This window comes from Cupriavidus sp. SZY C1 (assembly GCF_032190535.1).
GTDB lineage: Bacteria > Pseudomonadota > Gammaproteobacteria > Burkholderiales > Burkholderiaceae > Cupriavidus > Cupriavidus pauculus_C.
On sequence record NZ_JAUANU010000016.1, the window covers coordinates 33144 to 59886 of the forward strand.

General features: G+C 68.7%; 24 protein-coding genes. 10 read left to right on the forward strand and 14 right to left on the reverse strand.

Annotated features, from left to right (window positions below; translation table 11 throughout):
- Window positions 1-37: 37 nt before the first annotated feature.
- The 3 genes from QTN24_RS21525 to fdnG are packed head-to-tail and all read right to left on the reverse strand — an operon-like array spanning window position 38 to window position 4722.
- Window positions 38-682 carry a formate dehydrogenase subunit gamma gene (locus QTN24_RS21525; RefSeq protein ID WP_124685733.1) on the reverse strand — a complete coding sequence of 215 codons (645 nt, stop codon included), beginning with the start codon at window positions 680-682 and terminating at the stop codon, window positions 38-40.
- A complete protein-coding gene (fdxH, locus tag QTN24_RS21530; protein WP_124685732.1) occupies window positions 669-1643 on the reverse strand; it encodes a formate dehydrogenase subunit beta in 975 nt (324 codons plus the stop codon). The genes QTN24_RS21525 and fdxH overlap by 14 nt, the downstream gene beginning before the upstream one ends.
- Window positions 1644-1653: 10 nt before the next feature.
- Window positions 1654-4722 carry a formate dehydrogenase-N subunit alpha gene (gene fdnG / locus QTN24_RS21535; protein ID WP_313839698.1) on the reverse strand — a complete coding sequence of 1023 codons (3069 nt, stop codon included), beginning with the start codon at window positions 4720-4722 and terminating at the stop codon, window positions 1654-1656.
- Between the two features lie 469 nt (window positions 4723-5191).
- Here fdnG and QTN24_RS21540 point away from each other — a divergent pair, with 469 nt between their 5' ends.
- The gene (locus tag QTN24_RS21540) at window positions 5192-6712 is read left to right on the forward strand and encodes a hypothetical protein (protein WP_313839700.1); all 1521 of its coding nucleotides are present in this window, start codon (window positions 5192-5194) and stop codon (window positions 6710-6712) included.
- Between the two features lie 95 nt (window positions 6713-6807).
- Here the strand turns inward: QTN24_RS21540 and QTN24_RS21545 are convergent, their stop codons facing one another.
- Window positions 6808-7701 (reverse strand): metal-dependent hydrolase, encoded by an 894-nt coding sequence (locus QTN24_RS21545; protein WP_313839701.1) that lies wholly within the window; start codon window positions 7699-7701, stop codon window positions 6808-6810.
- Between the two features lie 325 nt (window positions 7702-8026).
- Here QTN24_RS21545 and QTN24_RS21550 point away from each other — a divergent pair, with 325 nt between their 5' ends.
- Window positions 8027-8395, forward strand: coding sequence for a mechanosensitive ion channel protein MscS (locus QTN24_RS21550; protein WP_124685727.1), 369 nt, complete (start codon window positions 8027-8029; stop codon window positions 8393-8395).
- 75 nt (window positions 8396-8470) lie between these two features.
- On the opposite strand, the gene QTN24_RS21555 is transcribed toward QTN24_RS21550, so the two are convergent.
- The 5 genes from QTN24_RS21555 to QTN24_RS21575 all read right to left on the reverse strand — a co-directional run bounded on the left by QTN24_RS21555 (window position 8471) and on the right by QTN24_RS21575 (window position 13545).
- On the reverse strand, window positions 8471-8689 hold the full coding sequence (locus QTN24_RS21555) for a DUF3079 domain-containing protein (protein ID WP_124685726.1): 219 nt from the start codon (window positions 8687-8689) through the stop codon (window positions 8471-8473).
- 136 nt (window positions 8690-8825) lie between these two features.
- Window positions 8826-9719 carry a DMT family transporter gene (locus tag QTN24_RS21560; protein WP_313839704.1) on the reverse strand — a complete coding sequence of 298 codons (894 nt, stop codon included), beginning with the start codon at window positions 9717-9719 and terminating at the stop codon, window positions 8826-8828.
- A gap of 73 nt (window positions 9720-9792) precedes the next feature.
- Window positions 9793-12006, reverse strand: a complete 2214-nt coding sequence (locus QTN24_RS21565) for a xanthine dehydrogenase family protein molybdopterin-binding subunit (protein WP_313839706.1) — start codon at window positions 12004-12006, stop codon at window positions 9793-9795.
- A 31-nt stretch (window positions 12007-12037) separates the two neighbouring features.
- Complete coding sequence (locus tag QTN24_RS21570) at window positions 12038-13021, reverse strand: xanthine dehydrogenase family protein subunit M (RefSeq protein WP_313839708.1); 984 nt, start codon at window positions 13019-13021, stop codon at window positions 12038-12040.
- The gene (locus QTN24_RS21575; protein WP_313839710.1) at window positions 13021-13545 is read right to left on the reverse strand and encodes a 2Fe-2S iron-sulfur cluster-binding protein; all 525 of its coding nucleotides are present in this window, start codon (window positions 13543-13545) and stop codon (window positions 13021-13023) included. The genes QTN24_RS21570 and QTN24_RS21575 overlap by 1 nt, the downstream gene beginning before the upstream one ends.
- Window positions 13546-13883: 338 nt before the next feature.
- Here QTN24_RS21575 and QTN24_RS21580 point away from each other — a divergent pair, with 338 nt between their 5' ends.
- A complete protein-coding gene (locus QTN24_RS21580; RefSeq protein WP_313839712.1) occupies window positions 13884-15104 on the forward strand; it encodes a helix-turn-helix domain-containing protein in 1221 nt (406 codons plus the stop codon).
- A gap of 37 nt (window positions 15105-15141) precedes the next feature.
- The gene (locus QTN24_RS21585) at window positions 15142-15774 is read left to right on the forward strand and encodes a glutaminyl-peptide cyclotransferase (protein WP_313839713.1); all 633 of its coding nucleotides are present in this window, start codon (window positions 15142-15144) and stop codon (window positions 15772-15774) included.
- Between the two features lie 21 nt (window positions 15775-15795).
- On the opposite strand, the gene QTN24_RS21590 is transcribed toward QTN24_RS21585, so the two are convergent.
- Window positions 15796-16764 carry an MBL fold metallo-hydrolase gene (locus tag QTN24_RS21590; protein ID WP_409559070.1) on the reverse strand — a complete coding sequence of 323 codons (969 nt, stop codon included), beginning with the start codon at window positions 16762-16764 and terminating at the stop codon, window positions 15796-15798.
- 369 nt (window positions 16765-17133) lie between these two features.
- Between QTN24_RS21590 and QTN24_RS21595 the strand changes: the two genes are divergently transcribed.
- Entirely contained in the window at window positions 17134-17688 is a 555-nt protein-coding gene (locus tag QTN24_RS21595; protein ID WP_124685718.1) for a bacterioferritin, read from the forward strand.
- 109 nt (window positions 17689-17797) lie between these two features.
- On the opposite strand, the gene QTN24_RS21600 is transcribed toward QTN24_RS21595, so the two are convergent.
- From QTN24_RS21600 to QTN24_RS21610, 3 genes are all read right to left on the reverse strand, one after another.
- Window positions 17798-18841 (reverse strand): DUF1254 domain-containing protein, encoded by a 1044-nt coding sequence (locus tag QTN24_RS21600; protein WP_409559068.1) that lies wholly within the window; start codon window positions 18839-18841, stop codon window positions 17798-17800.
- Between the two features lie 183 nt (window positions 18842-19024).
- Window positions 19025-19414: a hypothetical protein gene (locus QTN24_RS21605; RefSeq protein WP_313839716.1), complete on the reverse strand. Its 390-nt coding sequence runs from the start codon at window positions 19412-19414 to the stop codon at window positions 19025-19027.
- A gap of 102 nt (window positions 19415-19516) precedes the next feature.
- Window positions 19517-21304 carry a cytochrome c biogenesis protein DipZ gene (locus tag QTN24_RS21610; protein WP_313839717.1) on the reverse strand — a complete coding sequence of 596 codons (1788 nt, stop codon included), beginning with the start codon at window positions 21302-21304 and terminating at the stop codon, window positions 19517-19519.
- A gap of 227 nt (window positions 21305-21531) precedes the next feature.
- Here QTN24_RS21610 and QTN24_RS21615 point away from each other — a divergent pair, with 227 nt between their 5' ends.
- The 5 genes from QTN24_RS21615 (at window position 21532) to QTN24_RS21635 (ending at window position 26247) form a co-directional block, all read left to right on the forward strand.
- Window positions 21532-22275 carry a response regulator gene (locus QTN24_RS21615; RefSeq protein WP_124685715.1) on the forward strand — a complete coding sequence of 248 codons (744 nt, stop codon included), beginning with the start codon at window positions 21532-21534 and terminating at the stop codon, window positions 22273-22275.
- The gene (locus QTN24_RS21620; protein WP_313839719.1) at window positions 22272-23582 is read left to right on the forward strand and encodes an ATP-binding protein; all 1311 of its coding nucleotides are present in this window, start codon (window positions 22272-22274) and stop codon (window positions 23580-23582) included. Before QTN24_RS21615 ends, QTN24_RS21620 begins: the two co-directional genes overlap by 4 nt.
- A 1033-nt stretch (window positions 23583-24615) precedes the next feature.
- On the forward strand, window positions 24616-25134 hold the full coding sequence (locus tag QTN24_RS21625) for a copper resistance protein CopQ (protein WP_313839721.1): 519 nt from the start codon (window positions 24616-24618) through the stop codon (window positions 25132-25134).
- Window positions 25135-25206: 72 nt separating this feature from the next.
- Window positions 25207-25626: an organic hydroperoxide resistance protein gene (locus QTN24_RS21630; protein WP_313839724.1), complete on the forward strand. Its 420-nt coding sequence runs from the start codon at window positions 25207-25209 to the stop codon at window positions 25624-25626.
- Window positions 25627-25698: 72 nt separating this feature from the next.
- Window positions 25699-26247 (forward strand): thioredoxin family protein, encoded by a 549-nt coding sequence (locus QTN24_RS21635; RefSeq protein ID WP_124685712.1) that lies wholly within the window; start codon window positions 25699-25701, stop codon window positions 26245-26247.
- A 60-nt stretch (window positions 26248-26307) separates the two neighbouring features.
- Here the strand turns inward: QTN24_RS21635 and QTN24_RS21640 are convergent, their stop codons facing one another.
- Window positions 26308-26646, reverse strand: a complete 339-nt coding sequence (locus QTN24_RS21640; RefSeq protein ID WP_124685711.1) for a cupin domain-containing protein — start codon at window positions 26644-26646, stop codon at window positions 26308-26310.
- Between the last annotated feature and the right edge of the window lie 97 nt (window positions 26647-26743).

Consider the following 26743-nt stretch of genomic DNA (forward strand, 5'->3'; position numbering starts at 1 on the left):
TCATCCTTTGGCGAGCCGGCCCGGGGGTGCCTGCCCGCTATTTGTCGCCTGGCCGGAAGTTCTCGCGGAACCAGGCGCGATGATGTTTCCACGCCCAGCCCGGCGTGACCGTCCCGCGCGTCATGGCCTGCACGGAACCCTTGACCCATACGGCTGCATAGATGTGCACAATGATGCCGCAAATCAGCAGGAAGGCGCAAACGGCGTGCACCACCGACGCGAGCCGGATGGCCCAGATCGGGAACAGGGCGGAAAACCACGCGCGCCACATCACCAGCCCGCTCAGCAACAGCAGCACCAGGCACGCCACCATCACGAAGAACAGCAGCTTCTGGCCGGCGTTGTAGCGGCCCACCTCGGGCACGTTTTCCTCGTGGTTGGTCAGCACGTCGCGGCCGTGGCGCAGCCATTCGCGGTCGCTCCAGGTCATCAGGTTGTGGTGCCAGAAGCGCAGCGCCAGGATCAGGAACGCCACGAACATGAACACGCCGATGTACGGGTGCAGGATGCGCGTCCACGTGCCGCCGCCGAACAGCGCGCTCATCCAGTACATCGACGGATGGAACAGCGCCAGCCCGGACAGCGCCAGCAGCACGAACGTCAGCGCCACGATCCAGTGGTTGGTGCGCTCGCCGGCCGTATAGCGGCGGATGTTGGCCTCGCGGCGCTTATCGATTCTCATCGCGCACCTCCTCTGGCGGCGTCACTTCGTCGGGCGTGCCGCGCGGCCGGGGATTGTCGCGGCCCCAGCGCACGATCTCGTCCTCGGCGGCGGCCTCGTCCTCTGGGCCGGTCTCGTTCGGGCCCACGCGGATGTAGTGGAAGAAGCCCGCGATGGCCGCCAGCGCCATGCCGGCCACGGCCAGCGGTTTCGAGATGCCCTTCCACAGGCTCACCAGCGGGCTGATGTGCGGGTCGTCGGGCAGCTCGTGGTACAGGCTCGGCTTGTCGGCGTGATGCAGCACGTACATCACGTGCGTGCCGCCCACGCCGGCCGGGTCGTACAGGCCGGCCTTCTCGAAGCCGCGCGACTTCAGGTCGACGATCCGCTCCTCGGCGTGGGCCACCATGTCGGTCTTGGTGCCGAACACGATGGCGCCGGTCGGGCAGGTCTTCACGCAGGCCGGCTCCTGGCCCACGGCCACGCGGTCCGAGCACAGCGTGCACTTGTACGCCTTGTGGTCGGTCTTCGAGATCCGCGGGATGTTGAACGGGCAGCCGGTGATGCAATAGCCGCAGCCGATGCAGTTTTCCTCGTGGAAGTCGACGATGCCGTTGGCGTACTGGACGATCGCGCCCGGCGCGGGGCACGCCTTGAGGCAGCCGGGGTCCTCGCAGTGCATGCAGCCGTCCTTGCGGATCAGCCATTCGAGGTTGCCGTTCGGGTTCTCGTACTCGGTGAACCGCATCAGGGTCCACGTGTGCTCGTCCAGGTCGGCCGGGTTGTCGTAGACGCCGACGTTCACGCCCACGTCGCCGCGCAGGTCGTTCCATTCCATGCACGCCGCCTGGCAGGCCTTGCAGCCGATGCACTTGGTGGTGTCGATCAGCTTGGCCACGCTGCCGGTAACCGGCTGCCGCACGCTGGGCGGCTGCGTGGTGGTGGCCGAGCGGCGCACGATATCGAGAGACTGTAGTGCCATCGTTGCGCTCCTATGCCCTTTCCACCTTGACCATGAACGACTTGAACTCGGGCGTCTGGGTGTTGCCGTCGCCCACGAACGGCGTGAGCGTGTTGGCCAGGAAGCCCGGCTTGGTCAGCCCCGTGAAGCCCCAGTGCAGCGGTATGCCCACCATGTGCACGGTCTTGCCGTCGATCCGGAACGGCTTGATCCGCTTGGTGACCAGCGCCACGGCCTTGATGTAGCCGCGCGTCGAACTGACCTTCACGCGGTCGCCCGCCTTCACGCCCACCTGCTTGGCCAGGTCCTCGCCGATCTCGACGAACTGCTCGGGCTGCAGGATCGCGTTGATGTGGGCGTGCTTGGTCCAGTAGTGGAAGTGCTCGGTCAGGCGGTACGTGGTGGCGATGACCGGGTAGGCGTCGGGCTTGCCGAACTGCGCCCAGTCGTTCTTGAACACGCGCGCCGCCGGGTTGCTGACCACCTTGGATTCGCGCCCGTTCAGCGGGTTGTAGCCCAGCGGGTTCTCGAACGGCTCGTAGTGCTCTGGGAACGGCCCCTCCACCAGCGTCTGCCGGGCAAAGAACCGCGCCACGCCTTCGGCCTGCATGATGAACGGCCCCATGCCGTTGGCCGGGTCCTCGTCCAGCTTGAAGTCCGGCGTGTCGAAGCCCGTCCAGCTCTTGCCGTTCCAGGCAATCAGCTTGCGGCCCGGGTTGAACGGCTTGCCGTTCACGTCGCACGATGCCCGGTTGTACAGCACGCGCCGGTTGGCCGGCCACGACCACGCCCAGTTCAGGTTCTGGCCGATGCCGGTGGGGTCGCTGTTGTCGCGCTTGGCCATCTGGTTGCCGGCCTGCGTCCACGACCCGCAGTAGATCCAGCAGCCGCTCGCGGTGCTGCCGTCGGCCTGCAGCTCGCCAAAGCTGTTTAGCTGCTCGCCGGCCTTGCGCACCACCTTGGTCGGGTCCTTCGGGTCGACGAGGTCGGTCAGCGCGCGGCCCGAATATTCCTTCGCCAGCTCCTCGGGCGTGGGCGAATGCGGCACCGCGTACGGCCAGTGCAGGTTGACGATGGGGTCCGGATACTTGCCGCCGTCCTTCTGGTACAGCGTGCGGATGCGCAGCCACAGGTCGGACATGATCTCGATGTCGCTGCGCGCCTCGCCCGGCGGGTCGGCGCCCTGCCAGTGCCATTGCAGCCAGCGCGACGAATTCACGAGCGCGCCGTTTTCCTCGGCAAAGCAGGTGGTGGGCAGCCGGAAGACCTCGGTCTTGATCGACTTGGTGTCCACGTCGTTCGATTCGCCGACGTTGCGCCAGAACTCTGACGTCTCGGTGGCCAGCGGGTCCATCACCACCATGAACTTCAGCTGGCTCAGGCTCTGCAACAGCTTGGCCTTGTTCGGCGCCGCCGCCAGCGGGTTGAAGCCCTGGAGGATGTAGCCGTTGACCCGGCCGGCGTGCATCAGCTCGAAGACCTGCAGCATGTCGTAGGCCTTGTCGAGCTTGGGCAGGTAGTCGAACGCCCAGTTGTTCTCCCTGGTGGCGGCCGGGCCCCACCACGCCTTCATCAGGCTGACGTGGAACTTGCCGTAGTTCTGCCAGTAGCTGAGCTGGTTGGGCCGCAGCGGCTTGAACGAGCGGGCCTCGATGTACTTGTCGTAGTCGACCTCGGAGTCGGCCGGCAGCGTCAGGTAGCCGGGCAGCAGGTTGGTCATCAGGCCCAGGTCGGTCAGGCCCTGGATGTTGGAGTGGCCGCGCAGCGCGTTCATGCCGCCGCCGGCAATGCCGATGTTGCCCAGCAGCAGCTGCACCATCGCGCCGCAGCGGATCATCTGCGAGCCGATGGAGTGCTGCGTCCAGCCCAGCGCGTACATGATGGTCATGGCGCGGCTTGGCGTGGCCGTGCTGGCCATCATCTCGCAGACCTTCAGGAAGCGGTCCTGCGGCGTGCCGCAGACGCGCTCGACCATTTCCGGCGTGTAGCGCGCGTAGTGGGCCTTGAGCAACTGGTAGACGCAGCGCGGGTGCTGCAGCGTCGGGTCGGTCTTCACATAGCCGTCGTCACCTTTCTCCCAGTCCCAGCTTTCCTTCAGGTAGTGGCGCTTCTCGGCGTCGTAGCCGGAGAAGATGCCGTCCTTGAACTGGTAGTCCTCGCGCACGATGAACGTGAGGTCGGTGTAGTTCTTCACGTACTCGTGCTGGATCCGGTCGTTTTCCAGCAGCCAGCGGATGACGCCGCCCAGGAACACGATGTCCGTGCCGGTGCGGATCTGCACGTAATAGTCGGCCACGGACGCCGAGCGCGTGAAGCGCGGGTCCACCACGATCAGGCGCGCCTTGTTGTGCGCCTTGGCTTCGGTCACCCACTTGAAACCGCACGGGTGGGCCTCGGCGGCATTGCCGCCCATGATCAGGATAACGTCCGCGTTCTTGATGTCGACCCAATGGTTCGTCATCGCTCCACGGCCAAACGTCGGGGCAAGACCTGCCACCGTCGGGCCATGTCAGACACGTGCCTGGTTGTCGAACCCCAGCATGCCAAGACTGCGGATCGTCTTGTGCGTGATGTATCCCGTCTCGTTACTGCTGGCCGACGCGGCCAGCATCGCGGTACTGAGCCAGCGGTTCACGGTCTGGCCCTGCTCGTTCTTCTCGATGAAGTTGGCGTCGCGGTCCTGCTTCATCAGCGTGGCGATGCGGGCGAGCGCGTCGTCCCACGAGATGCGCTGCCACTTGTCCGATCCCGGCGCGCGGTACTCGGGGTACTGCAGCCGGTTGGGGCTGTGGATGAAGTCGATCAGGCCGGCGCCCTTGGGGCACAGCGTGCCGCGGTTGACCGGGTGGTCCGGGTCGCCCTCGATGTGGATGATGCTGGCCTTCGCGTTCTTGGCCTTGTCGCCAAGGCTGTACATCAGCAGGCCACATGCCACCGAGCAGTAGGGGCAGGTATTGCGGGTCTCGGTGGTACGCGCCAGCTTGTAGGCCCGTACCTCCGCCAGCGCCGTGTCGGGCGCAAACCCGACCAGCGCGAGGCTCGATCCCGCCAGCGACGCTCCCGTGAACTTCAGGAACTGTCGGCGGTTCATCGTAACCATGAGCACACCTCCTTGTACCGACTCGCCGGCCGGTCATGGACTTGTTGCAGGGACAAGGACCAGTATAGGCATTAGTGGCGTTTTCGCTATGTATGCAGACCGAACGGGTGGCTCAAACGGCGATATTGGGAGGTTTGATGCAGTGCACAATCGCCCGGCATCGGCTTTGTAAGCCAAAAGTTACATTTTTGTCATGTGTCAATGCCCCTGCGGGGGGTTACCGGCTTTTGTGCGGGAGCTGCACACTCCACGCCGCCTGGCATAGGGTCAGAAGCCGTGCCGGTGCGTGCGCGGCGCCAGGGGGCCAGGGGTCGGTCCCCGCCGCGCGCGAAGCAAACCAACCATAGAAGAGGCAACTGGGATGAAATCGAAACTTCTTTTGACGGGGCTGGCTGCCGTTGCGCTGACGGCTTGTGGTGGCGGCGGGGATAGCGGATCTTCCAGTGCGCCGCCCACGGCCACGCCGGCAGTGACCACCAAGATCACCGGCACGGCCGCGGTAGGCGCCGCGCTGCCGAAGGTAACCGTACAGGCCAAGTGTGCCTCCGGCTCGGGTACGGCCACGACGGCCGACAACGGCACGTTCACGGTCAGCATCGACAATGCGGTGCGCCCCTGCGTGCTGAGCGCGCCGGCCCCCGATGGCACGACGCTGCACTCGATCGTCGAAGCCGGCGCGGGCACGACGCCGGTGGCCAACATCACGCCGCTGACCGAACTGGTCCTGGCCGCGCTGGTGAAAGGCGATACCAACGCATTTTTCGCCGGTTTCGACGCCAGCGCCCAGAGCCAGCTCACCCCGGCCAACGTGGCGACTGCCCTGGCCCAGATCTCGACCATCCTGAGCACCGTGGTCAACCTGTCCAACACGGACCCGATCAAGGGACAACTGGTGGCCGCCAACGGCGCCAACGCCGGCAATGTCCTCGACCAGCTCCTGGATCGGCTGGCCGCCCAGCTGGCAAAGGCCAAGACCACGCTGCCGGAACTCATCGCGGCGGTCAGCAGCAACGCCGGCGCGCCGGCAATCCAGACCATCCTCAAGCCGGCGTCGGCAGCGTGCGCCGGTCTGCGGACGGGCGACTACCTGGGCGCCACGCCGGTCGGCGTGGCGACGGTACGTATCGATGCCGCCACGCTGGCCGTGACCCAGCTCGATTCCGCTGGTCTGGTGGTTGCCCAGTCGCAACTGGTGCCGATCGCCAACGAAGCCTGCCGCTACTCGCTGTCGGCCCAGGGCTTGGTGTCGGACGTGCAGATGTCGCCGTCGGGCGTCATGCTGGTGCGCAATGTCGCGAACGCCAACAACGTTCGTGTGCTGCCCAACCTGCTGGTGCCCGCACAGGCGCTGACGCTGGCCGACCTGGCCGGCGCCTGGAATGGCCTCGGCTTCGAATATGACGGTCAGGCATTCAAGCCCAGCCGCGTGACGTTCACGGTGGACGCTGCCGGCAAGTTCACGGCCGGGGCCGACTGCACTGGCCTGTCGAGCTGCTCGGCCTGGGAAGAACTGCCCACGCTGAGCGCGGCGGGCGGCAGCGGCTTTGCGCTGGAGGACTCCCAGGGCACGGCCTACGTCGCGGCCTTCCGGGGTACGGACGGGCTGGCTACCGCGGTCGTTTCGAGCCCGAACGGCATCATCATCGCGTCGAAGCAGGTGGTGCGTCCGCTTCCGGTTGTCGGTACCACCAATGCCTATTGGGATCTGACCGTCTTTGGCGACCTGAGCGTCCAGACCGCTTCGGCATCGACGACGATCACGGCCGTCAATCCGGCAACCAATGCCTACACCCGCACCCGCAACGACGGCCGCGTCGATACGTGGACCCAGAACAAGCCGGTGAACGGCTTGCGCTACCGGGCGCCGTCGGGCGATGCCACGGCACGCGAGGCACTCTCGCTGACGCTGGGCAACACCGGTGTTGGCGTGTTGATCGGCCTCGAACTGGCGTCGCAGTTCTACGACATCTCGGTGAACCGCCCGCAATAAGCCGACTGCACCGGCGACGGCTCGCCGCCGGTCCGCTCAGCCAACAAAAAACCCGCTGGCGCAACCAGCGGGTTTTTTTGTTTCCAGCTTGCGACTCAAAAATCCACCTTCTGCCCCGGCTCCGGCACGATCACGGCCGTGGCCGGGTTGTTGCCCAGCGCCGTCTTCAGCTCTGCCGGCGTGCCGCGCAGCATCGGGCTGGTGCCGTAGTGCATCGGGATCGCGTATTTCGGCTTGATGAAGTCGCGCAGCGCGATGGCGGCGTCTTGCGGGCCCATCGTGAAATGGCCGCCGATCGGGATCAGCACCAGGTCGGGCTTGTAGCGGTCGGCCACCATCATCATGTCGCCGTACAGGCCGGTGTCGCCCATGTGCCAGATCTTGAAGCCGTTTTCCATCTCGATGATGTAGCCCACCGGTTCGCCGCCGTAGTGCGTTTCGTCCTTGCCGGTGGCGGGATTCTTCCAGACCAGTTCCGACGAATGCTCGGCATGCACGGCCGTCACCTTGGGGCCGTTCGGGCCCAGCGGCTGGACCGTGCCACTCTTGTTGAAGCGTTGCGACAGGTTGGCCGGCACCATGCCCAGGCTCACGAGCTGCTGGCCCATGCCGCCGCCGTTCCAGATGGGCGCGTTGTTGAGCTTGGCCAGTTCGGCCGCGTCGCCCAGGTGGTCGCCGTGGGCGTGGGTGACCAGGATCAGGTCGACCTTGCCCAGCGCGGAAAGCTGCTTGAACGCGGCCGGGGTCTTGGGATTGCCGGTCAGCCACGGGTCGACCACGATGACCTTGCCGCCCGGCGTGGTGATGCGCATCGCGGCCTGCCCCAGCCAGAGCACCTCGGTCTTGCCGGCGGCCACCGGCGCGCCGGTGGCGCCGGGCTGGGCCGGGGCGGGCGGATTCGAAACATTGCTGGCGCAGGCGGTGAGCAGGGCCACCGCGCCGGCGATCAGCAGATGGCGGGGGCGCAGCGCAAAGCGGCGTGTGATCATGGTCGTCCCTTTTGGAATTGTCTAGACATTTGCCGGAACCGCACCGCTTCAGCAGGCTGCCGCGCAGGCACCGAGGCGTTGCGATGTGGAGTATTTGCATCGCCCGAAACGCTGTCAACTGGCATTTCCCGCGCCATGACCGGACAGAAGTTGTAACGTCAGATTCAAGAAACGGCTATTTGCGGGCCGGTGCGGCCCGGCTGGCGGGGCGCCGGGGTGGCCTGGCATTTACATCTGCTCACCACCGTGTAACCCATCGTAATCAGCGGGCGTCCATCATGCATTCCGTAGTGCGGGCCATTGGCGGCCCGCCAAGGAGTGAGAGATGCGCAAGTCGATTCGTTACACCGGTATCGCCGTCCTGAGTGCCGCCATGCTGGTCGCGGGGACGGCCTCGGCCCGTGACCGTTACCACCATGGTGGCGGCGGATCGTCCGCGGGGGCCGCGATTGCCGTGGCGGCCGTGGCCGGGCTGGCGCTCGGCGCGCTGGTGGCCAGCAGCCAGCCGGTGGTGGCCGCGCCGGCGCCGTACTATGCCCCGCCGCCGCAGCCGGTGGCCTACGCCGCGCCGGCCGTGCCGCCGGGCTACTGCTACGACAACTACCGCGGCGGCTACGTGCCGTGCGGGCGCCCGGCGCCGGTGCAATATGCGCCGCCGTCGTCGTACTACGGTTCGTCGTACTACGGGTATTGAGATCCGGGCCCGGCCGGGCCCATCGGGGGGTGGACGGGAAGGCAGCCTGCGTGGCTGCCTTTCGTCATCTGGGGGTCAGGTCGCGGCGCCCAGCGTGATGGTGGACGCGCCGGCATCTTCCACGTCGATGCCCCAGTCGCCATGCATGTACCAGTCGTCGCCCAGCAGTTCGGCCGGATGCTGCGTGCGGCTGGAGCCGTTGCCGCAGCCCATGGCGTCGACGGCGCAATATTTGTCGCAGCCCCAGCAGATGCGCTCGGGATGCCTGGGATGAAGCGGAAATTTCTTGGCCATGTGGATGTGCCGGCGTGCGGATGGGGCGCCGACGCATTCGATGGTAGTGCGTCCGCCGGCAGGTTTTGGCGATTTTGCTAGTCGGTTTGTGCAGGATCAATTGCGATGCCACGTTGTGGAATCACAGTCCTTCCCGCTAGCGCCGGCGCATCACCAGATACAGCCCGGCCGCCGCGATGGCCATCCCCGGCCACGCCATCGGCGGCAGCGACTCGCCCAGCAGCACGAACGCGATGACGGCCGTCATGGGCGGCACCAGGAAGAACAGCGCCGACACGCGCGACGCCTCGCCATGGCGGATCATCGCCAGCAGCAGCGATATCGCCACCAGCGAATTGCACAGCACCAGATACGCCAGCGAGCCGAACAGCCCCGGCGTCCACGCCACGTGCATCGGCTCGGTCAGCCACGCCAGCGGCGCGGTTACCGCCAGCGCCACCCCGTACTGCACCGTGTTGGCCAGCACCGGATGCACGGGCGAGCCGAAGCGCTTTTCCCAGAGCGTGCCGGCCGTGATGGCCAGCAGCGCCAGCACCGCGAACAGCAGGCCCAGCGCGGAACTCACCTGCACCGACGACCGGGCCGTGATGACCAGTGTCGCGCCCGTCACGCCCAGCGCCAGCCCGGCCCAGCGCACGCGGTCCACGCGCTCGCCGGCAATCAGCGGCGCCAGCAGGCCGATCAGGATCGGCTGCTGCGACGTGACCAGCGCCACCGCGCCGGCCGACATCCCCAGCTTCAGGCTCAGGTACGTGAACGCGAAATAGCCGGCCTGGATCAGCAGGCCGATCATCGCCAGGTGCAGCCACGGCGCCAGCCCCGGCGGCATGGCGGGCCGCAGCCACAGGCACGGGCCGATCAGCAGCCCGACCACGATGGCGTAGCGCAGCGCCAGGAACGTCAGCGGATCGGCATATTGCAGGCCGAGCTTGAGGAACACGAAGCCGCAGGACCACAGCAGCAGGAACAGCGCGGGAGCCAGGCGCAGCCAGAGCGGGGCGGCCGGCGCCTGCAACGTACGGTCGGTCATGGATGGGCCAGCCGGGCCGGGCCGGCCACGGCGGAGTCAAGGGGGCAAGCCGAGACGATAGCACCGCATCGCATCAGGCCATCAGCTTTTCCTTGACGATCGGCAGGTCGCGCACGCGCTTGCCCGTGGCGTGGTACACCGCGTTGGCCACGGCGGCGGCAAAGCCGGTGATGCCGATCTCGCCAATGCCGCGCGCGCCGAACTCGTTGAACGCCAGGTCCGGATGGTCCAGCAGCAGCACGTCGATCTGCGGCTGGTCGGCGTGCACCGGCACCGCGTACTCGGCGTAGTTGTTGTTGCCCGGCATGCCGTTGCGCTCGTCGTACTCGGTGGCCTCGAACAGCGCCATGCCGATGCCCATCACGATGGCGCCCTCCACCTGGTTGCGCGCGGTCACGGGGTTGATCACGCGGCCCACGTCGATGGCGCTGACCACTCGCGACACGCGCAGCCGCGAGATGCCGGGGTCCCAGCGCACCTCCACGAAATGCGCGCCGAACGACATGAACGACATCTTGTCGGTGTTCGGCGCGCCGCCCGTGCGCCCGAAGCCCTCGGCCGCGGCAAAGCGCTGCTGGTTCAGCACGTCCGCGTAGTCCACGCTGCGCTTGCTGTCGGTCAGCTTGCCGTCCTGGAGCTTCAGCGTCTCGGGGTTGGCGCCGGCAAACGCGCCGCCCTCGCCGGTGGCAAAGCCGCGTAGCTGGCCGATGGCCTCGCGCGTGGCCTCGGCCACGGCGGGCAGCACGCTGGCCGTTGCCCACGACCCGCCCGCCACGGGCGCGGCCGGGAACGACGAATCGCCGATCCGCACGTCGATCTTCTCGAACGGCAGCCCGGTCAGCTCGCTCACGGTCTGCGCGACGATCGTGTACATGCCGGTGCCGATGTCCTGGATCGCGCAGGTCACCTGCGCCGTGCCGTCGCCGCGCAGGAACACGCGGGCCTCGGCTGGGGTGCGCCACGCGTCCCAGTTGCAGACGGCCACGCCGTAGCCGATGACCTCGTGGCCGTCCCGCATCGACCCCGGGCGCGGGTCGCGCCTGTCCCAGCCGAACTTGCGGCTGCCCAGCTCGATGGCCTCGCGCAGGTGGTTGCTCGACCACGGCAGGTTCATGCTTTCGTCGCGCGTGGACAAGTTGGTCATGCGGAACTGCACCGGGTCCTGCCCGCAGGCCAGCGCCAGTTCGTCGATGGCCGATTCCAGCGCGAACAGCCCGGGCGCGGCGCCCGGCGCGCGCATCGACGTGGGCGCGCCCCGGTGCACGCTGGTCGTGTGGTGCGTGACCAGCACGTTCGGGCACGAATAGAGGCTCTGCGTCATGCCGCCGCAGTTCTCCACGTACTGCTCGATGAACGACGTGGTGTTGACCGATTCGTGCCGGATCGACGTGATGCGCCCGTCGGCACTGGCCGACAGCCGCAGGTGCTGGCGCGTCTCGGGCCGCTGGCCCGTGGTCGTGAACATGGCCGCGCGCGGCACCACGAACTTGACCGGCCGGCCCGTCATCTGCGCCGCCGCGCTGGTGGCCACCGAATGCGGCCACATGAACAGCTTGGCGCCAAAGCCGGACCCCAGGAACGGGCAGTCCACGGTCACGCGCTCGGGCGTCAGGCCGAATACCTGCGCGATGGTATTGCGGTGCACGGTGGCGCCCTGCGTGGCCTCGTAGAGATGCAGCTCGCCGCCTTCCCACCACGCCACGGTGGCGTGCATCTCCATCGGGTTGTGGGTCTCCACGGGCGTGCGGTAGATGGCGTCGACCTTGACCGCGCCCTGGTCGAACGCCGGCGCCGGCGTGCCGCGGGCATGGCCCGCTTGCGTCGGCTTCAGGCCATTGGCCTTGACGCCGTGCTCCAGGTCCGCCACCGCCTTGTCTGGCGCGTACGCCACGCGCACGCGGTACGCGGCGTCGCGCGCGTGCTCGAACGTGTCCGCCACCACCAGCGCCACCATCTGGCCGCCGTAGTGGATCGTCTCGTCCTCGAACGGCAGCCGGTGCTCGTCGGTGATCGACGCGGTCAGGATGGTGGCGCCCGAGATCGGGCTCTTCGGCGTCCTGTACAGGCGCGGAAAGTTGCCGTGGTGCAGGATGTCGACCACGCCCGGCACGCGGCGCGCGTCGGCCACGTCGATGCCGGTGATGCGCCCGCTGGCCACGGTGCTGTAGACGCCGTAGGCGTGCAGCATGCCCGGCATCGAGCGGTCGGCGGTGTAGAGGGCGGCGCCGGTCACCTTGAGCCGGCCATCGATGCGGCGCGGCGAGGCGCCGATAGCAGTGCGGTTCACGCGGATACCTCCTTGGGCGGTGTCGGGCGCGTCAGGCCATCAGCCGCGACAGGTTCCGGATCACGGCCTGCTGGCCGAGCGGGATCTTGAAGCCGTTCTGGCCGTACGACTGCGCGCCGGCCAGCGCCGCGGCCGCGGCGTCGCGGATCGACGCCTCGGTCAGCGGCTTGCCGCGCAGCACGGCCTCGGCATCGGCGGCGCGCCACGGCTTGGTGGTGACGCCGCCCAGCGCGATGCGGATGTCGCGCACGCTGCCGCCGTCCATCGCCACGATGACCGCGCTCGACGCCAGCGCGAACTGGTACGACGTGCGGTCGCGCAGCTTCAGGTAGGCAGACCGGCTGCCCGCCATCGGCGCGTCCAGCGTCACGTGGGTGATCAGCTCGTCGGGCTCCAGCGCGTGTTCCTTCCAGGGCGTGTCGCCGGGCAGCAGGTGGAAGTCCGCGAACGCGATGTCGCGCTTGCCGCGCGGGCCCTGCACGTGCACGGTGGCGCCGATGGCCACCATCGCCACGCACATGTCCGACGGATGCGCGGCGATGCACTGCGGGCTGCCGCCCAGCACCGCGTGGACGTTGCGGTTCAGGCCCTCGATGGCGGCACAGCCGGATCCCGGCGCGCGCTTGTTGCACGGCGACACCCCGTCGCGAAAGTAGCCGCAGCGCACGCGCTGCATCACGTTGCCGGCCGTGGTGGCCTTGTTGCGGAGCTGCGTGCTGGCGCCGGACAGGATCGCTTCGGACAGCACCGGGTAGTGCCGGGCGACGTGCGCGTGCCGGGCCAGGTCGGTATTGCTGACCATGGCGCCCACGCGCACGCGGCCGTCGGGCAGCGGTTCGATCTGGTCCAGGCCGAGCTTGTGGATGTCCACCACGTGCGCGGGGCGCATGACGTCGAGCTTCATCAGGTCCAGCAGCGTCGTGCCGCCGGCCAGGAAGACCGTGTCGGCGCTGCGCGCGTGCAGCGCGATGGCCTGCTCCACGTCGGCCGCGCGGGCGTATTCGAAGTTGCGCATCACGCCCCCTGCATCTTGCCGCGCGCGTCCTGGATGGCCGCCACGATGTTCTTGTACGCGCCGCAGCGGCAGATGTTGCCGCTCATCGCCTCGCGCACGGCCGCCTCGTCGGCGGGCACGCGCTTGTCCTGCAGGATGCCCACGGCGCTCATCATCTGCCCGGCGGTGCAGTAGCCGCACTGGTAGGCATCGTGGTCCCAGAACGCCTGCTGCACGGGATGCAGCTGGCCGTCGCGCGCCAGGCCCTCCACGGTCGTGATCTCGTCGCCGTCGTGCATGACGGTGACCGACAGGCACGCATTGACCGTGACGCCGTTGACGATCAGCGTGCACGCGCCGCACTGGCCGTGGTCGCAGCCCTTCTTGGTGCCCGTGAGATGAAGCTGGTCGCGCAGCGTATCGAGCAGGATCGCATTGGCCGGCACGGTCAGCCGGTGCGCGATGCCGTTGACCTTCAGCGTGACGGGATGGCCCTGCGCCTCGCCGGTCAGCGTGGCGGTGGCCGCGTTCGTGGGGTCTTCCATATGTTCTCCTTGTTCTGGAGCGCGTCCACGAGCCCGGCCACATTGCACCAATGTCATGTGCCGGGCAGGGGCAACAGCGTCGGGCGCGCTCTCACTTTATGCGCAACCCCAGCTTTTTCAAGGACGGCTTGCAGCGGCACGGCGCGCGCACCGTCGTGAGGCAAATGTCTTTGCTTGTCTCATCGGATGGGGCTCGCTCGTTCCCGCCGGGACACGGTGTTGTCACGCTGATGTGCCTCGTCGGCGGGACGCGTGTGCCGAGGAACGGTCCACCGTGGGCGTGCTAGATTGGCCACCTGCCCCCGCCATGGGGCGCAACCGCGTGGAGCCGGATGTCCATGGATTCATTGATTACCGCCGCGGCGCGGGCGCTGGCCCACGGCGATCCGCTGGGTGCGCTGGATCGCGTTGCGCTGCGTGACGATGCCCCGGCGCTGGCCTTGCGCGGCATCGCCATGTCGCAACTGGGCGACTTTGCGCGCGCCCGGGCGCTGCTGCGCGGGGCGGCGCGGGCGTTTGGTCCGCGCGAGAGCCTGGCGCGGGCGCGTTGCGCGGTGGCCGAGGCCGAGGTGGCGCTGGCCGCGCGTGACCTGGGCTGGCCCGCGCGGGCGCTGGATGCCGCGCGGCGCGTGCTCGACGTCCATGGCGACCACGTCAACGCCGCGCATGCCGGCTACCTGATCGCGCGGCATCACCTCATCACGGGACAACTGGAAGATGCCGAGCGCACGCTGGCGACGCTCGATGCCGCGCCGCTGCCGCCGGCGCTGCGCGCGGTGCATGAACTCGTGGCGGCCGGCATCGCGATTCGCCGCGTGCGGGCGGCCGACGCGCACGCGGCACTGGCCCGGGCGGCGGACGCCGCGCAGCGGGCCGGCATCCCGGCGCTGGTCGCGGAGGTGGCGGCGGCCGAGCAGGTGCTGCAGGCCCCGGTCGCGCAGCGCGTGGCGCGCGGTCAGGCGCTGCCGCTGCGGCTCGATGCAGTGGAAGCCTGCCTGGCGTCCGATGCGCTGATCGTCGATGCCTGCCGCATGACCGTGCGCCGGCGTGACACGGTGGTGGCGCTGGCGCGCCGGCCGGTGCTGTTCGGGCTGGCGCGCGCGCTGGCGCAAGCGTGGCCGGAGGACGTGCCGCGCGATGCGCTGATCGCCACGGCGTTCCGCATGCGCCATGCCGACGACACGCACCGCGCGCGGCTGCGCGTGGAGATGGGCCGGCTGCGGCAGGCGGTGGCGCCGCTGGCCGGCATCGACGCCACGCCACGCGGCTTTGCGCTGCGGTCGGCGGATGACGCCGAGGTGCTGCTGATCGTGCCGCCTGCCGACCAGCTTTACGCGCCGGTGCTGGCTTGCCTGGCCGACGGGCAGTCGTGGTCCAGTTCGGCACTGGCGCTGGCGCTTGGCACCAGCCAGCGCACGGTGCAGCGCGCGCTCGACGCGCTGGCCGCCGCCGGGCAGGTCCAGCCGGTGGGCAGCGGCCGCACGCGGCGCTGGATGACGCCGCCGGCCACCGGATTCGCGACGGCCTTGTTACTCCCCGCGCCGCTGCCTGGCGCGTAGCATGGGTTTCACGTTCACCACGTCAAAGGAAACCGTCATGAAACGCAATGCCGCAGAAATCGTTCAGGAATACGGCCCGTTCCCGGGGGTCGAGCATGTGCACGGGCTGACGTTCGATGGCCGGCAGGTCTGGTTCGCGGCGGGCGACAGGCTGCTGGCGCTGGACCCGTCCAGCGGCGCCACCGCGCGCGAGATCGGCGTGCAGGCCGATGCCGGCACCGCGTTCGATGGCCGCTACCTGTTCCAGATCGCCGAGCGCCAGATCCAGAAGATCGATCCGCAGACCGGCAAGGTGGTGGCGACGATCCCGGCGCCGGGCCATGGCAACGATTCGGGCCTGACTTGGGCCGAGGGGTCGCTGTGGGTCGGCCAGTACCGCGACCGCAAGATCCACGAGATCGACCCGGAGACCGGCGCCATCCGCCGCACCATCGAATCGAGCCGCTACGTCACGGGGGTGACGTGGGTCGACGGGCAGCTCTGGCACGGCACCTGGGAAAACGACCAGAGCGAGTTGCGCCGCGTCGACCCGCAGACCGGCAAGGTGCTGGAGGCGCTGGAGATGCCGGCCGGCGTGGGCGTATCGGGGCTGGAATCGGATGGCGCCGACCGCTTCTACTGCGGCGGCGGCAACAGCGGCAAGGTGCGCGCGGTGCGGCGGCCGCGCTAGCCGACCCGGCCCCGCGGCGCGTCAGCGGTCGCTGCGGATCGGGCCGAATTCCACGGGCACCCAGGTGTAGCCCACCTGGTCGCGCCGCACGTGGCCCAGGCCCGGGAACGGCAGGTGCGCGCCGCCCACCCAGAGCTTGTTGCGCGCCGCATCGGCCAGCACGCGCTTGCGCGTCTGCACGGCCTGCTGGCTGTCCACGTCGAACTCGATGGCGATGTTGGGCCGGCGGAACTGCGTGGCGTGGCTGTGGACGATGTCGCCCCAGAGCAGCAGGTTGTCCTTGCCGGCCGTGAACAGGTAGCCGGTGTGGCCCGGCGTGTGGCCCGGCGTGGGCACCGGCTGCACGCCCGGCACCGGCGACTCGCCCGACGCGCCGCGGAACGTGCGGAAGCGGTTGGCGGCCTGGTACGGCGCCACGGCATTGCGCGCCATCGCAAAGAACGCCTGGGCGCCCTCGGGCGCGGCGGCGGCCACCGATTCGCTGAGCCAGTAGTCGGCGTCGGCCTGGTCCGCGTAGACCGTCGCGTTCGGGAACACCGGCTTGCCGTCGGCCACGAGGCCGCAGGCGTGGTCGCCGTGCAGGTGGGTCAGCAGCACCGCATCCACCTGTTCGGGGCTGTAGCCGGCCGCGCGCAGGTTCGGCACGATGCCGCCGAGCGTGGGGCCGAAGCAGGCCGCCGCGCCGGTATCCACCAGCACGAGTTGCGTGCCGGTGTGGACCAGGTAGGCGTTGACGGCGGTCTGCATGCCGGGCGTGGAGGCCACGAACATGCGCGCCAGCAGGCTCTGCACCTCGCGCGCGCTCGTGTACTTGAGCACCTTGGGGTCGAGGTCGATGTAGCCGTCGTAGAGGGCCGTGACTTCGAGCTGGCCGACCATCATCCGGTAATAGCCGGGCACCTGCGTCTTCTGCTGGGCGGGCGGGGCGGCATGGGCCACGCCGGATGCCAGCGGCAGTGCCGCGGCGGCGGCCAACAGCGCGGCGGCCATGGCAGCCCGAGCGCGGGGCTGGCGGATTTGGGGGGCGCGGGGCAGGCGCAGTTCCATCTGGGTTCTCCCTGGGGTCGGATTCGTCAAAGTGCGATGAAACGGAGATGCACGACGCTGCACATTACGCGGATCGCCCCGGCCGGGCAAGTTGGCACTCCGCACAACAGGGCCATACCTTTGGCTGATGCCCCGCACGGCCGCCATGGCAGGGTTCGCTGCCCGGCTTTGTAAAAACCACACACGCCACGGCGTGTCGTGACGGCGCCACGGGGGCTGGCGCAGTGGCATCGATCTTGCCTGCAGCGTTTGAATCCGCTCCCGCCGCCGCGCGTGAAGCGGGACCATTCGAACGATGATGAAGGAGTCCCCATGTCTGAGAAGCAACCGTTCCTGACGGACGTCAAAACGATTCGCGAGCGTGCCCGGCAACACATCGACGACGGCGCCGTGACCGCCGGGTACAACGCCGAGCGCGACACGGTGATCAAGTTGCTCAACGAGGCGCTGGCCACCGAGATCGTCTGCACGCTGCGCTACCGCCGCCACTATTTCATGGCCAAGGGGCCGAACTCGAAGGGCGTGGCCGAGGAATTCCTGGCCCACTCGAACGAGGAACAGGGCCATGCCGACCAGATTGCCGAGCGCATCGTGCAACTGGGCGGCGAGCCGGACCTGTCGCCCAACACGCTGACCACGCGCAGCCACGCCGAGTACGTGGAAGGCACGTCGCTGTCGGACATGATCAAGGAAAACCTGGTGGCCGAGCGGATCGCCATCGACACGTACCGCGAGATCATCCAGTACCTGGGCGAGAAGGACCCGACGTCGCGCCGGCTGATGGAAAGCATCCTGGCCGTCGAGGAAGAGCACGCCGACGAGATGCTGGACCTGCTGTCGTCGCGCGAGGACGGGCAGAAGAAGTAAGCGGAAGCCAGCGGCCGCCGGAGTCTGGCCGGCAGCCAAAGAGAAAGGCGAGGCCCCGGCCTCGCCTTTTTTCGTCGTGGCGCGTGGCGCCGTGGGCCCCGGTCGTCCGTCAGTTGACCGGCTGCGGCTCGGGGAAGCGGTACTTGCCGCTCAGCACTTCCTGGCGCGGGCGATACAGCCGCACCGTGTAGTTCCAGCCTTCGACGATCGGCAGGCAGTTGCTGGCGTTGGCGTCGCAGCCGCCGAACTGGATGGTCACGCCGCCGTCGGCATCCTTCTTCGCCGTGAGGTTGTTCAGCGTGTAGGCGTTGGCGGCGTTCTTTTCGAAGTAGCCCTTGGCGTTGTAGACGCTGACCGACCAGAAGCCGTTGACGGGCACGTCCTTGACGTGCAGCCGGTAGACGGTCTTGCCGTCGTTCTTCGGCGGCGTGATGTTCAAGTAGGTGGCGTCCTTGTCCGGGTTGCCGCCCCACGCGGCGGCCGCGCCGATCAGGTGGCGCACCGGGTCCACCTCGCCGCGCTTGCCGAAGGCGCGCTTGAAGTCGGGCACCGTCGACGCCAGCACCAGGATGGCCTCGCGCACCTTCTTCTGGCTGGCCGCGTCCCAGTTCGGCAGTTCCAGTTGGCCGGGCGACTTCTGGGTGACCTGGATGGCGTCCTGCAGCGCGTGCACCTGCCGGACGTCGTCCGGACTGTTCGGGTCCACCAGCGTGCGGATGCCGACCACGGCGTAGCGCGTGCCCACGCTGTCGCGCGTCAGCACGCGCTTGCCGGCGCCGTAGTAGACGGCCGGCACGTAGTGGTCCGCGTTGATGACCTGCAGCGACATGTAGCGCTTGCCCGGATCGGGCATCGTGATCCTGACCGGCCCCGCGTCGAGGTCGAACACGGCCGACGAGTACAGCGTGTCGCGGTTGAGCCGGATCACGGTCTGCCGGTCGATCGACGACGGCTCGCGGCGGTGGTAGATCTTGCCGAGCCCGCCCTGCTTGGCCAGGCTGGCGATGTAGGTATCCGATTCCGCGCGGACGAAGTTGTCGACGGTGACCGGTACCGGATTGGTCGCGGGAGCGGTTGCGTCCTGCGCGTGGGCCATGCCGAAACCGGCCAGGGCCAGGCCCGCGAAGGTATTGACGATCTGCTTTCTGTTCACTGGTTTGCCTTCCACAAAGCGTGGCGCCAGGCCACTTGCGGGGCAAGTATGCGGCAGCGCGGCCGTGCCCGGCATCGCGCGCGAAAGGACTCAGATCGGGCGCCGAAACCTTTTAATTGGCGGGCGCCGCCGGCCGCCTGGCCTGCGGCCCAGCCGGCATCGGACGCATCCGAGCCTGCGCGGTCAGCGTACCGCCGTGCCGGGCTTGCAGTTCTTCACATAGCCGGTGACGCGGCTCTTGCTGAGCATCGGACGCCAGTCGCCGGCGCTGCGGATCTCCACGTCGGTGCCCTGCCGGGCCGCGCGCAGGCTGATCAGGTACGACGTGCCGGCATCGGCGCGATGGCCGTAGCCCACGCGCACGTCGACCTTGCCGGGCTCGGGGTACGCCTGCACGCTGGCGTCGTCGCCGAGCTTCTGCTTCAGGCACAGCACCAGGTCGCCGACGCTGGCGTCGGAGTGCAGCGTGCTGCCGTCCTGCGATTCCAGGTATTCCATGCTGGTGCCGCTGGCGCAGGCCGCCAGCAGCGGGGCAAGGATGGCCGCGATCATGAGTGGCCGGATTCGGGTCATTGAGGCTCCTGTCGTGCATCGGGGGGGCGGAGGCGTCCGCCCCGCGATGCTGCCATGCCCGGGGCCGCGCGGTCAAAGCCGCCGGGCAGGGCCGGGCGCCCGTCAGCCGAACGTGAACGCGTACGCCTGCGCCCCGGCGTCCAGGAAGCGGATCTCGAACGTGTGCTCGCCCACGTCGCCAGCCTGGCGCACGAGCTGGTAGAGCCGCGTGGCGGTGACCGCGCCGTTGCCGTTGGCGTCGATGTCGGCACCGTGGCTGGCGCCGGGTGCCTTGCCGTCGATCGTCACCACGAAGCGCACCGCGCGGCCGTCGGCGCCGGGGCCCAGCACCAGGTGCAGGTCGCGCGCCCGGAAGCGGTAGCGGATGCTGCCGTCGGCGCGGTCCAGCATGGCCTGCTCGGGGCCCACGGTCCACTGGCCGGTCAGGCCCCACTGGTTCAGCGGCAGGCGGTTGCCCACGTCGTAGCGCTGCGATGCATCGGGCCGGATACCGCCCGGCGAGGCGAAGTTGGACGCCTGGCTGTAGCCGACGTACGTCTCGCCCGATCGGACGTTGCGCAGGTCAGGCGCGGCCTGGGCGCCCTGGGCGTCCGGCACCACCACGTCGCGCGACGCGGGCGGCTGGCCGGCCTCGGCCAGCAGCGTCTGGATCACGCGCTCGGAGTTGGCGTAGTCGCCCTCGCCGAACTGGTGATGGCGGATGTTGCCGCGCGCATCGACAAAGTAGGCGGCCGGCCAGTAGTTGTTGTCGAACGCGCGCCAGATGCGGAAGTCGCTGTCCAGCGCCACCGGGAAGTTGATCTTGAAATCGCCAATCGCGCGGCGGACGTTCTCCGGGCGCTTTTCGAACGCAAACTCGGGCGTGTGCACGCCGATCACGGTCAGGCCGGGGTACTTGTCGGCCCACGCCCGCAGGTACGGCAGCGTGCGGATGCAGTTGATGCACGAGTACGTCCAGAAGTAGACCAGCGTGACCTTGCCCTGCAGTTGCTGGCGCGTGATGGGCGCGCCGTTGGGCGTGTTGAACCACTGGACCGCGCCGTCCAGCGCCGGCAACTGGCCTTCCACGGGCAGGCGGCTGCCGAAGCCGGCGCTCATGTCGTTGGCCGCCAGCAGCATGCCGGGGCCGGCCTGGGCCACTTCCGGGGCGGCCGGCCGCACCGGCGCGGCGTCCTTGTGCAGCCGCTCGATCAGCGCCTGCTCCAGCCGGGCCGGGCCGCCAATCGACAGCCGCGCCAGCAGGCCGGTATCGGCGCCGATGGCGATGGCCGCCACGCCGCCCAGCACGCCCACCCCCAGGCCGCGGCGCAGCCATTCGCCCGCGCCCATCGACCGCTTCATGGCCGCGAAGAGCCGTCCGCCCACGCCCAGCGCGGCGGCCAGCGACGTCGCCGCGCCGGCCGCGTACGCCACCAGCAGCAGCGAACTCTGCACGCTGGCGCCCTGCAGCGCCGCCGTGGTCAGCACGATGCCGAGGATCGGGCCGGCGCACGGCGCCCAGAGCATGCCCGTGGCCACGCCAAGCAGCAGCGACGCCCACGGCGAGGCACCGGTGCCCGTGCCGTTGCCGGCCAGCCGGTTGCCCAGCGCCACCACCGGCCGCGTCAGCGCATCGGCCAGCCGCGGCACCAGCAGCGACACGCCAAAGACGGCCAGCAGCGCCAGCGCGGCGTAGCGGCCGTACTCGTTGGCGCGCACGGCCCAGGCCCCGCCCACCGACGCCAGCGTGGCCACGGCCGCAAAGGTCAGCGCCATGCCGGCCAGCATCGGCAGGCGGCCGCGCAGGAAGGGCTGGCCGCTGCCGCTCAGCACGAACGGCAGGACGGGCAGGATGCACGGGCTCAGGATGGTGAGCGCGCCGCCCAGGTAGGCAAGGATCAGCAGGGTCATGGTCGGGTCCTCTCGGCAAGGATGTCGGGCCAGCAATCTGGCATGGCCCAATGAGACGCCGCTGATCTACCGTAAATGTGTCGCCGAACGGCAAAGTTGTATGGCTTTGTGGGGCCCGCGCGCCCAGATACATTGCGATACACGGAAACCGGCGGCCGCCCATACAATCACGCCAACAGACGGATTGTTCACATTTCGCCAAGAACAAATTACCAGGGGTGACGCTGATGGAATCGCACGTAGACCACGTCCTGATCGTTGACGACGATCGGGAAATCCGGGAGTTGGTATCCACTTACCTGACCAAGAACGGCCTGCGCGTGACCATGGCGCCCGACGGCCGGCACATGCGCCAGTTCCTGGAGGCCAACACGGTGGACCTGATCGTGCTGGACGTGATGATGCCCGGCGACGACGGCCTGGTGCTCTGCCGTGAACTGCGCGCCGGCAAGCACAAGGCCACGCCGATCCTGATGCTGACCGCCCGCGACGACGAGACCGACCGCATCATCGGCCTGGAAATGGGCGCCGACGACTACCTGACCAAGCCGTTCGCGGCCCGCGAGCTGCTGGCGCGCATCAAGGCCGTGCTGCGCCGCACGCGCATGCTGCCGCCGAACCTGCAGATCACCGAGGCCGGCCAGTTGCTGGCCTTCGGCGACTGGCAGCTGGACACCACGGCGCGCCACCTGATCGACAAGGAAGGCACCATCGTCGCGCTGAGCGGCGCCGAGTACCGGCTGCTGCGCGTGTTCGTCGACCATCCGCAGCGCGTGCTGAACCGCGACCAGCTGCTGAACCTGACGCAGGGCCGCGAGGCCGACATGTTCGAGCGCTCGGTCGACCTGCTGGTCAGCCGGCTGCGGCAGCGGCTCAATGACGACGCCCGCGAGCCGGCCTATATCAAGACCGTGCGCAGCGAGGGCTATGTGTTCTCGATGCCCGTTGAAATCACGGAGGCACGTCAGTGAGCACTCGCCGCCGCTGGCACTGGCCCCATACGCTGGGGTCCCGGCTGTTCCTGATCCTGCTGACGGGGTTGATCGTCGCGCACCTGATGTCGATCGCGGTGCTGTTCTCCGAGCGCTACATGTCGGCCCGGCAGGTGATGCTGGGCACGCTGGAAACCGACGTGGCCACGTCCGTCGCCATCCTCGACCGGATTCCGGCCGCCGAACGGCCGCAGTGGCTGCCGCGCGTGAACCGGGGCAACTACCAGTACATCCTGGGCCCCGGGGCGCGGGGCGTGCCGGAAATGACCCAGCGCGGCAAGGACATCGCCGAGCGGATCATGGAGGCCACGGGCACGCGGTATCCGGTCACGGTGGAATCGATTCCCGGCGACGGCAAGCAGTTGCAGGCGCACCTGACGCTGACCGACGGCAGCCCGCTGACGATCGACGTGCATCCGCGCATGACACCCATAGCCGAATGGCTGCCCTACGTGCTGGTGCTGCAACTGGCGTTGCTGGTGCTGTGCTGCTGGTTCGCCGTGCGGCTGTCGATCCGCCCGCTGGTCGCGCTGGCCGAGGCCGCCGACGCGATGAATCCCAATGTGAAGTCGGCGCCGCTCGACGAGGACGGGCCGACCGAGGTGGCGCGCGCCGCCCGGGCGTTCAACGCGATGCGGGGCCGGATTGCGCACTTCGTGGCCGAGCGCGTGCAGATCCTGGCCGCCATCTCGCATGACCTGCAGACGCCCATCACGCGGATGAAGCTGCGCGCGGAGATGGCCGAGGATTCCGAGGAAAAGCGCAAGATGGTCAATGATCTGAACGAGATCCAGACACTGGTGCGCGAGGGCCTGGCCTACGCCCGCAGCGCCAGCGGCGACGGCGAGCCGCCGTCGCGCGTGGATTTGGGATCGTTCGTCGAAAGCCTCGTCTACGACTACCAGGACACCGGCAAGGACGTGGCGGTGGTGCAGAACGCGGGCGGCGCCATCCTGACGCGGCCCAACGCGCTGCGGCGCGTGCTGACCAACCTGATCGACAACGCGATCAAATACGGCGGCGGGGCGGCGGAAGTCGGCGTCCGCCGCGAACCGGGCGCCGTGGTCATCGCCATCATGGACCGCGGGCCCGGCATCCCCGAAGACAAGCTCGACGCCGTGCTGCAGCCGTTCGTACGGCTGGAAGGCTCGCGTAACCGCGAAACCGGCGGCACCGGGCTGGGCCTGGCCATCGCCCACCAGCTCGTGACAGCCGCCGGCGGCTCCCTGAGCCTGCGCAACCGCGATGGCGGCGGCCTGGCAGCGGAAATACGGCTGGCGGCCTAGCTGGGCGGCAGGACGTCTGCCGTTGTTTCGTAGTTCCGGGGGGGGGGGTGCTCTCCGCTCCCGCCTGCGCTGGAATTCGGCTGCGAGCTCGACATCCCCTATGTCTTGCTCCCCTCTCCCGCCTGCGGGAGAGGGGTCGGGGGAGAGGGCCAGCGGTTCAAATCGCGATGTTGGTCGGCAAGCAGAGCCTCAACGCCCTCACCCCCAGCCCCTCTCCCGCGCTGCGGGAGAGGGGAGACCACCATCGCTGGAATTCGGCTGCGAGCTTGACGTCCCGATGCCTTGCTCCCCTCTGCCGCCTGCGGGAAAGGGGTCGGGGGAGAGGGCCGGCGGCTCAAATTGCGATGTTGGTCGGCAAGCAGAGCCTCAACGCCCTCACCCCCAGCCCCTCTCCCGCGTTGCGGGAGAGGGGAGACCACCATCGCTGGAATTCGGCTGCGAGCTCGACATCCCTATGTCTTGCTCCCCTCTCCCGCCTGCGGGAGAGGGGTTGGGGGTGAGGGCCAGCGGTTCAAATCGCGATGTTGGCCGCCAAGCAGCGCAACCCCCAGCCGCGGAGCAAACTGCACTTCCTGACGCCGCGCTCGCTGCGTTATCCCTTCACAGCCCCTCCCAGCAGCACCTCCCACCTGGCCTGCCCACGCCCGGCCACCCGCCTTCCAGCCGTCCTTCCCCCCTTTTTGTACGCGACTGTATCAACGCGCCGCGACGATACGTGCCCTGACAGAACGGCCGTGAAGTCGCTACGGGCGCGATACGTCGGGCGCCTTAAATACGTTCCGTGGCAGCGCAACGCAACAACGACAAGGCGAAAACGCTGCTTCGGCACAACCCCGACTCATACCGCAAACCGCTATCCAAAAGGAAACCGATCATGTCCAAGACTCTCGCCCAACGCCTCGTCCTCGCCGTTGCCCTCGCTGCCGCCGCTGCTGGCGCACAGGCTTCCGTCCTCGGTGCCCGCGACCCGTTCACCGAAGGCGCCCGTTCCGCCACCGAAGCACGCGACCCGTACACGGAAGGCGCCCGCTCGGTGCAGGAGCCGCGCAGCCCGTACTACGATGGCGCCCGCACGGTGGCCCTGGTCCGCTCGGCTGATCCGTTCCTCGATGGTGCCCGCTCGGTGCAGGACCAGCGTAGCCCCTACTACGATGGCGCCCGCTCGATGCAGGAACCGCGCAGCCCGTACTACGACGGCGCCCGCACGGTGGCCCTCGTCCGTTCGGCCGATCCGTTCCTCGACGGTGCCCGCTCGGTGCAGGACCAGCGCGACCCGTACTCGGAAGGTGCCCGCTCGGTGCAGGAGCCGCGCAGCCCGTACTACGACGGCGCCCACACGGTAGCCCTCGTCCGCTCGGCCGATCCGTTCCTCGACGGTGCCCGCTCGGTGCAGGACCAGCGCGACCCGTACTCGGAAGGCGCCCGCTCGGTGCAGGAACCGCGCAGCCCGTACTACGACGGCGCCCACACGGTGGCCGGCATGGACCGCACCGGCGTCTCGGCGCCCCCGGCCCGTAGCGCCGATCCGTACCTCGACGGCGCTTACGCCTGAGGCGGCATCCGCCCCCGATCGACCCTGAAAACCCTGACTCAACCCCTGCAACAGAAGGAAAAGGAAAGCACCATGACCCGCATCGAAAAAGTCCTGTACACCGGCAAGGTCCACGTCACGTCCGGTGGCCGCGACGGATCGGCCCGCAGCAGCGACGGCAAGCTGGATATCCAGCTCTCGCACTTCGCCGGCAAGGGCCCGGGCACGAACCCGGAGCAACTGCTGGCTGCCGGCTGGTCCGCCTGCTTCATCGGCGCCATCGGCATCGCGGCGTCGAAGGCCAAGGTGCAACTGCCGCAGGACCTGTCGGTGGATACCGAAGTCGACCTCGGCACGGCCGGCGTGGAGTTCCTGCTGCAGGCCCGGCTGCGCGTGCACATTCCTGGCGTGGACCGCGACGTGGCGCGCCAGCTTGTGGAAACGGCGCACCGCACCTGCCCGTACTCGAAGGCCCTGCACGGCAACGTCCACATCGAGACCGAACTGGTCTGACCCGTCCCGCGCGCCCCGTGGCCTGCCCAGGCAGGCGGCGGGGCGCCGACCTTACAGAAAGGCCCCCGAATCATGCGTAACGTACTCCGCGCCATGCTTGCCGCCATCGGCATCGCCGCGATCTATACCTTCGGCACCGGCGCGATTGCCGAAAGCCCGAAAGTGGGCGACCAGGGCGCCGCGCCCGAATTCGTGGGCATCAACAACTGGCTGAACACGACCCCGCTGACCATGCAGCAGTTGCGCGGCAAGGTGGTGCTGGTGGACTTCTGGACCTATGCCTGCGGCAACTGCGTGAACACGCTGCCTTACATCAAGCAGTGGCATGACAAGTACAAGGACCAGGGGCTCGTCGTGGTGGGCGTGCACACGCCCGAGTTTCCGTTCGAGAAATCGACCGAGAACGTGCAGGCGGCGCTGAAGCGGTACGACATCCGCTACCCGGTGGCGCAGGACAACGCCTACGGCACGTGGTCCGCGTATCGCAACCAGTACTGGCCGGCGCTGTACCTGATCGATGCCAACGGCCGCATCGTCTACCAGCACTATGGCGAGGGCCGCTACAAGGAAACCGAGGCGGCCATCCAGAAGCTGCTGGCCGAACGCCGCGCCGCGCCGTAGCGCGGGCCACGGCGCGATGGCAAGGGGCCCTGCGGGGCCCCTTCTTGCGTGGACGCGCGGCTAGCGCGGGCCGTCCAGCAGCACGATGGTCAGCAGCAGCGACGCGTCGCTGAGCGCCTTCACGTCGTGGCGGACGTTGCCGGCCAGGTAGATCAGGTCGCCCGCGCGCAGCCGTTGCGAACCGTGGTCAAGCGCGACCTCGATCTCGCCCTCGATGCACTGGATCGTCAGCGGCCCGGCCACGGCGTGCGGCGGCAACTGCTTGCCGGCCAGCATCACCAGGCGCGCCACTTCCATGTGGGGCGCCTTGAACAGCGCGGTGGTGGGGGTGTTCTTGAGGTTGGCGCCCAGCGGCAGCACGCTGGCGGTCTGGCCGGACGACAGGTGGGGAATCGACATGGTGCTTCGCTCGCTGGGTGGGGATTGGCTGGTTGTACAGCCGCGCCAGGCTGCGCGCGGTAGCTTTCAGTCTATGGCCAAACGATGCCCGCGGCCC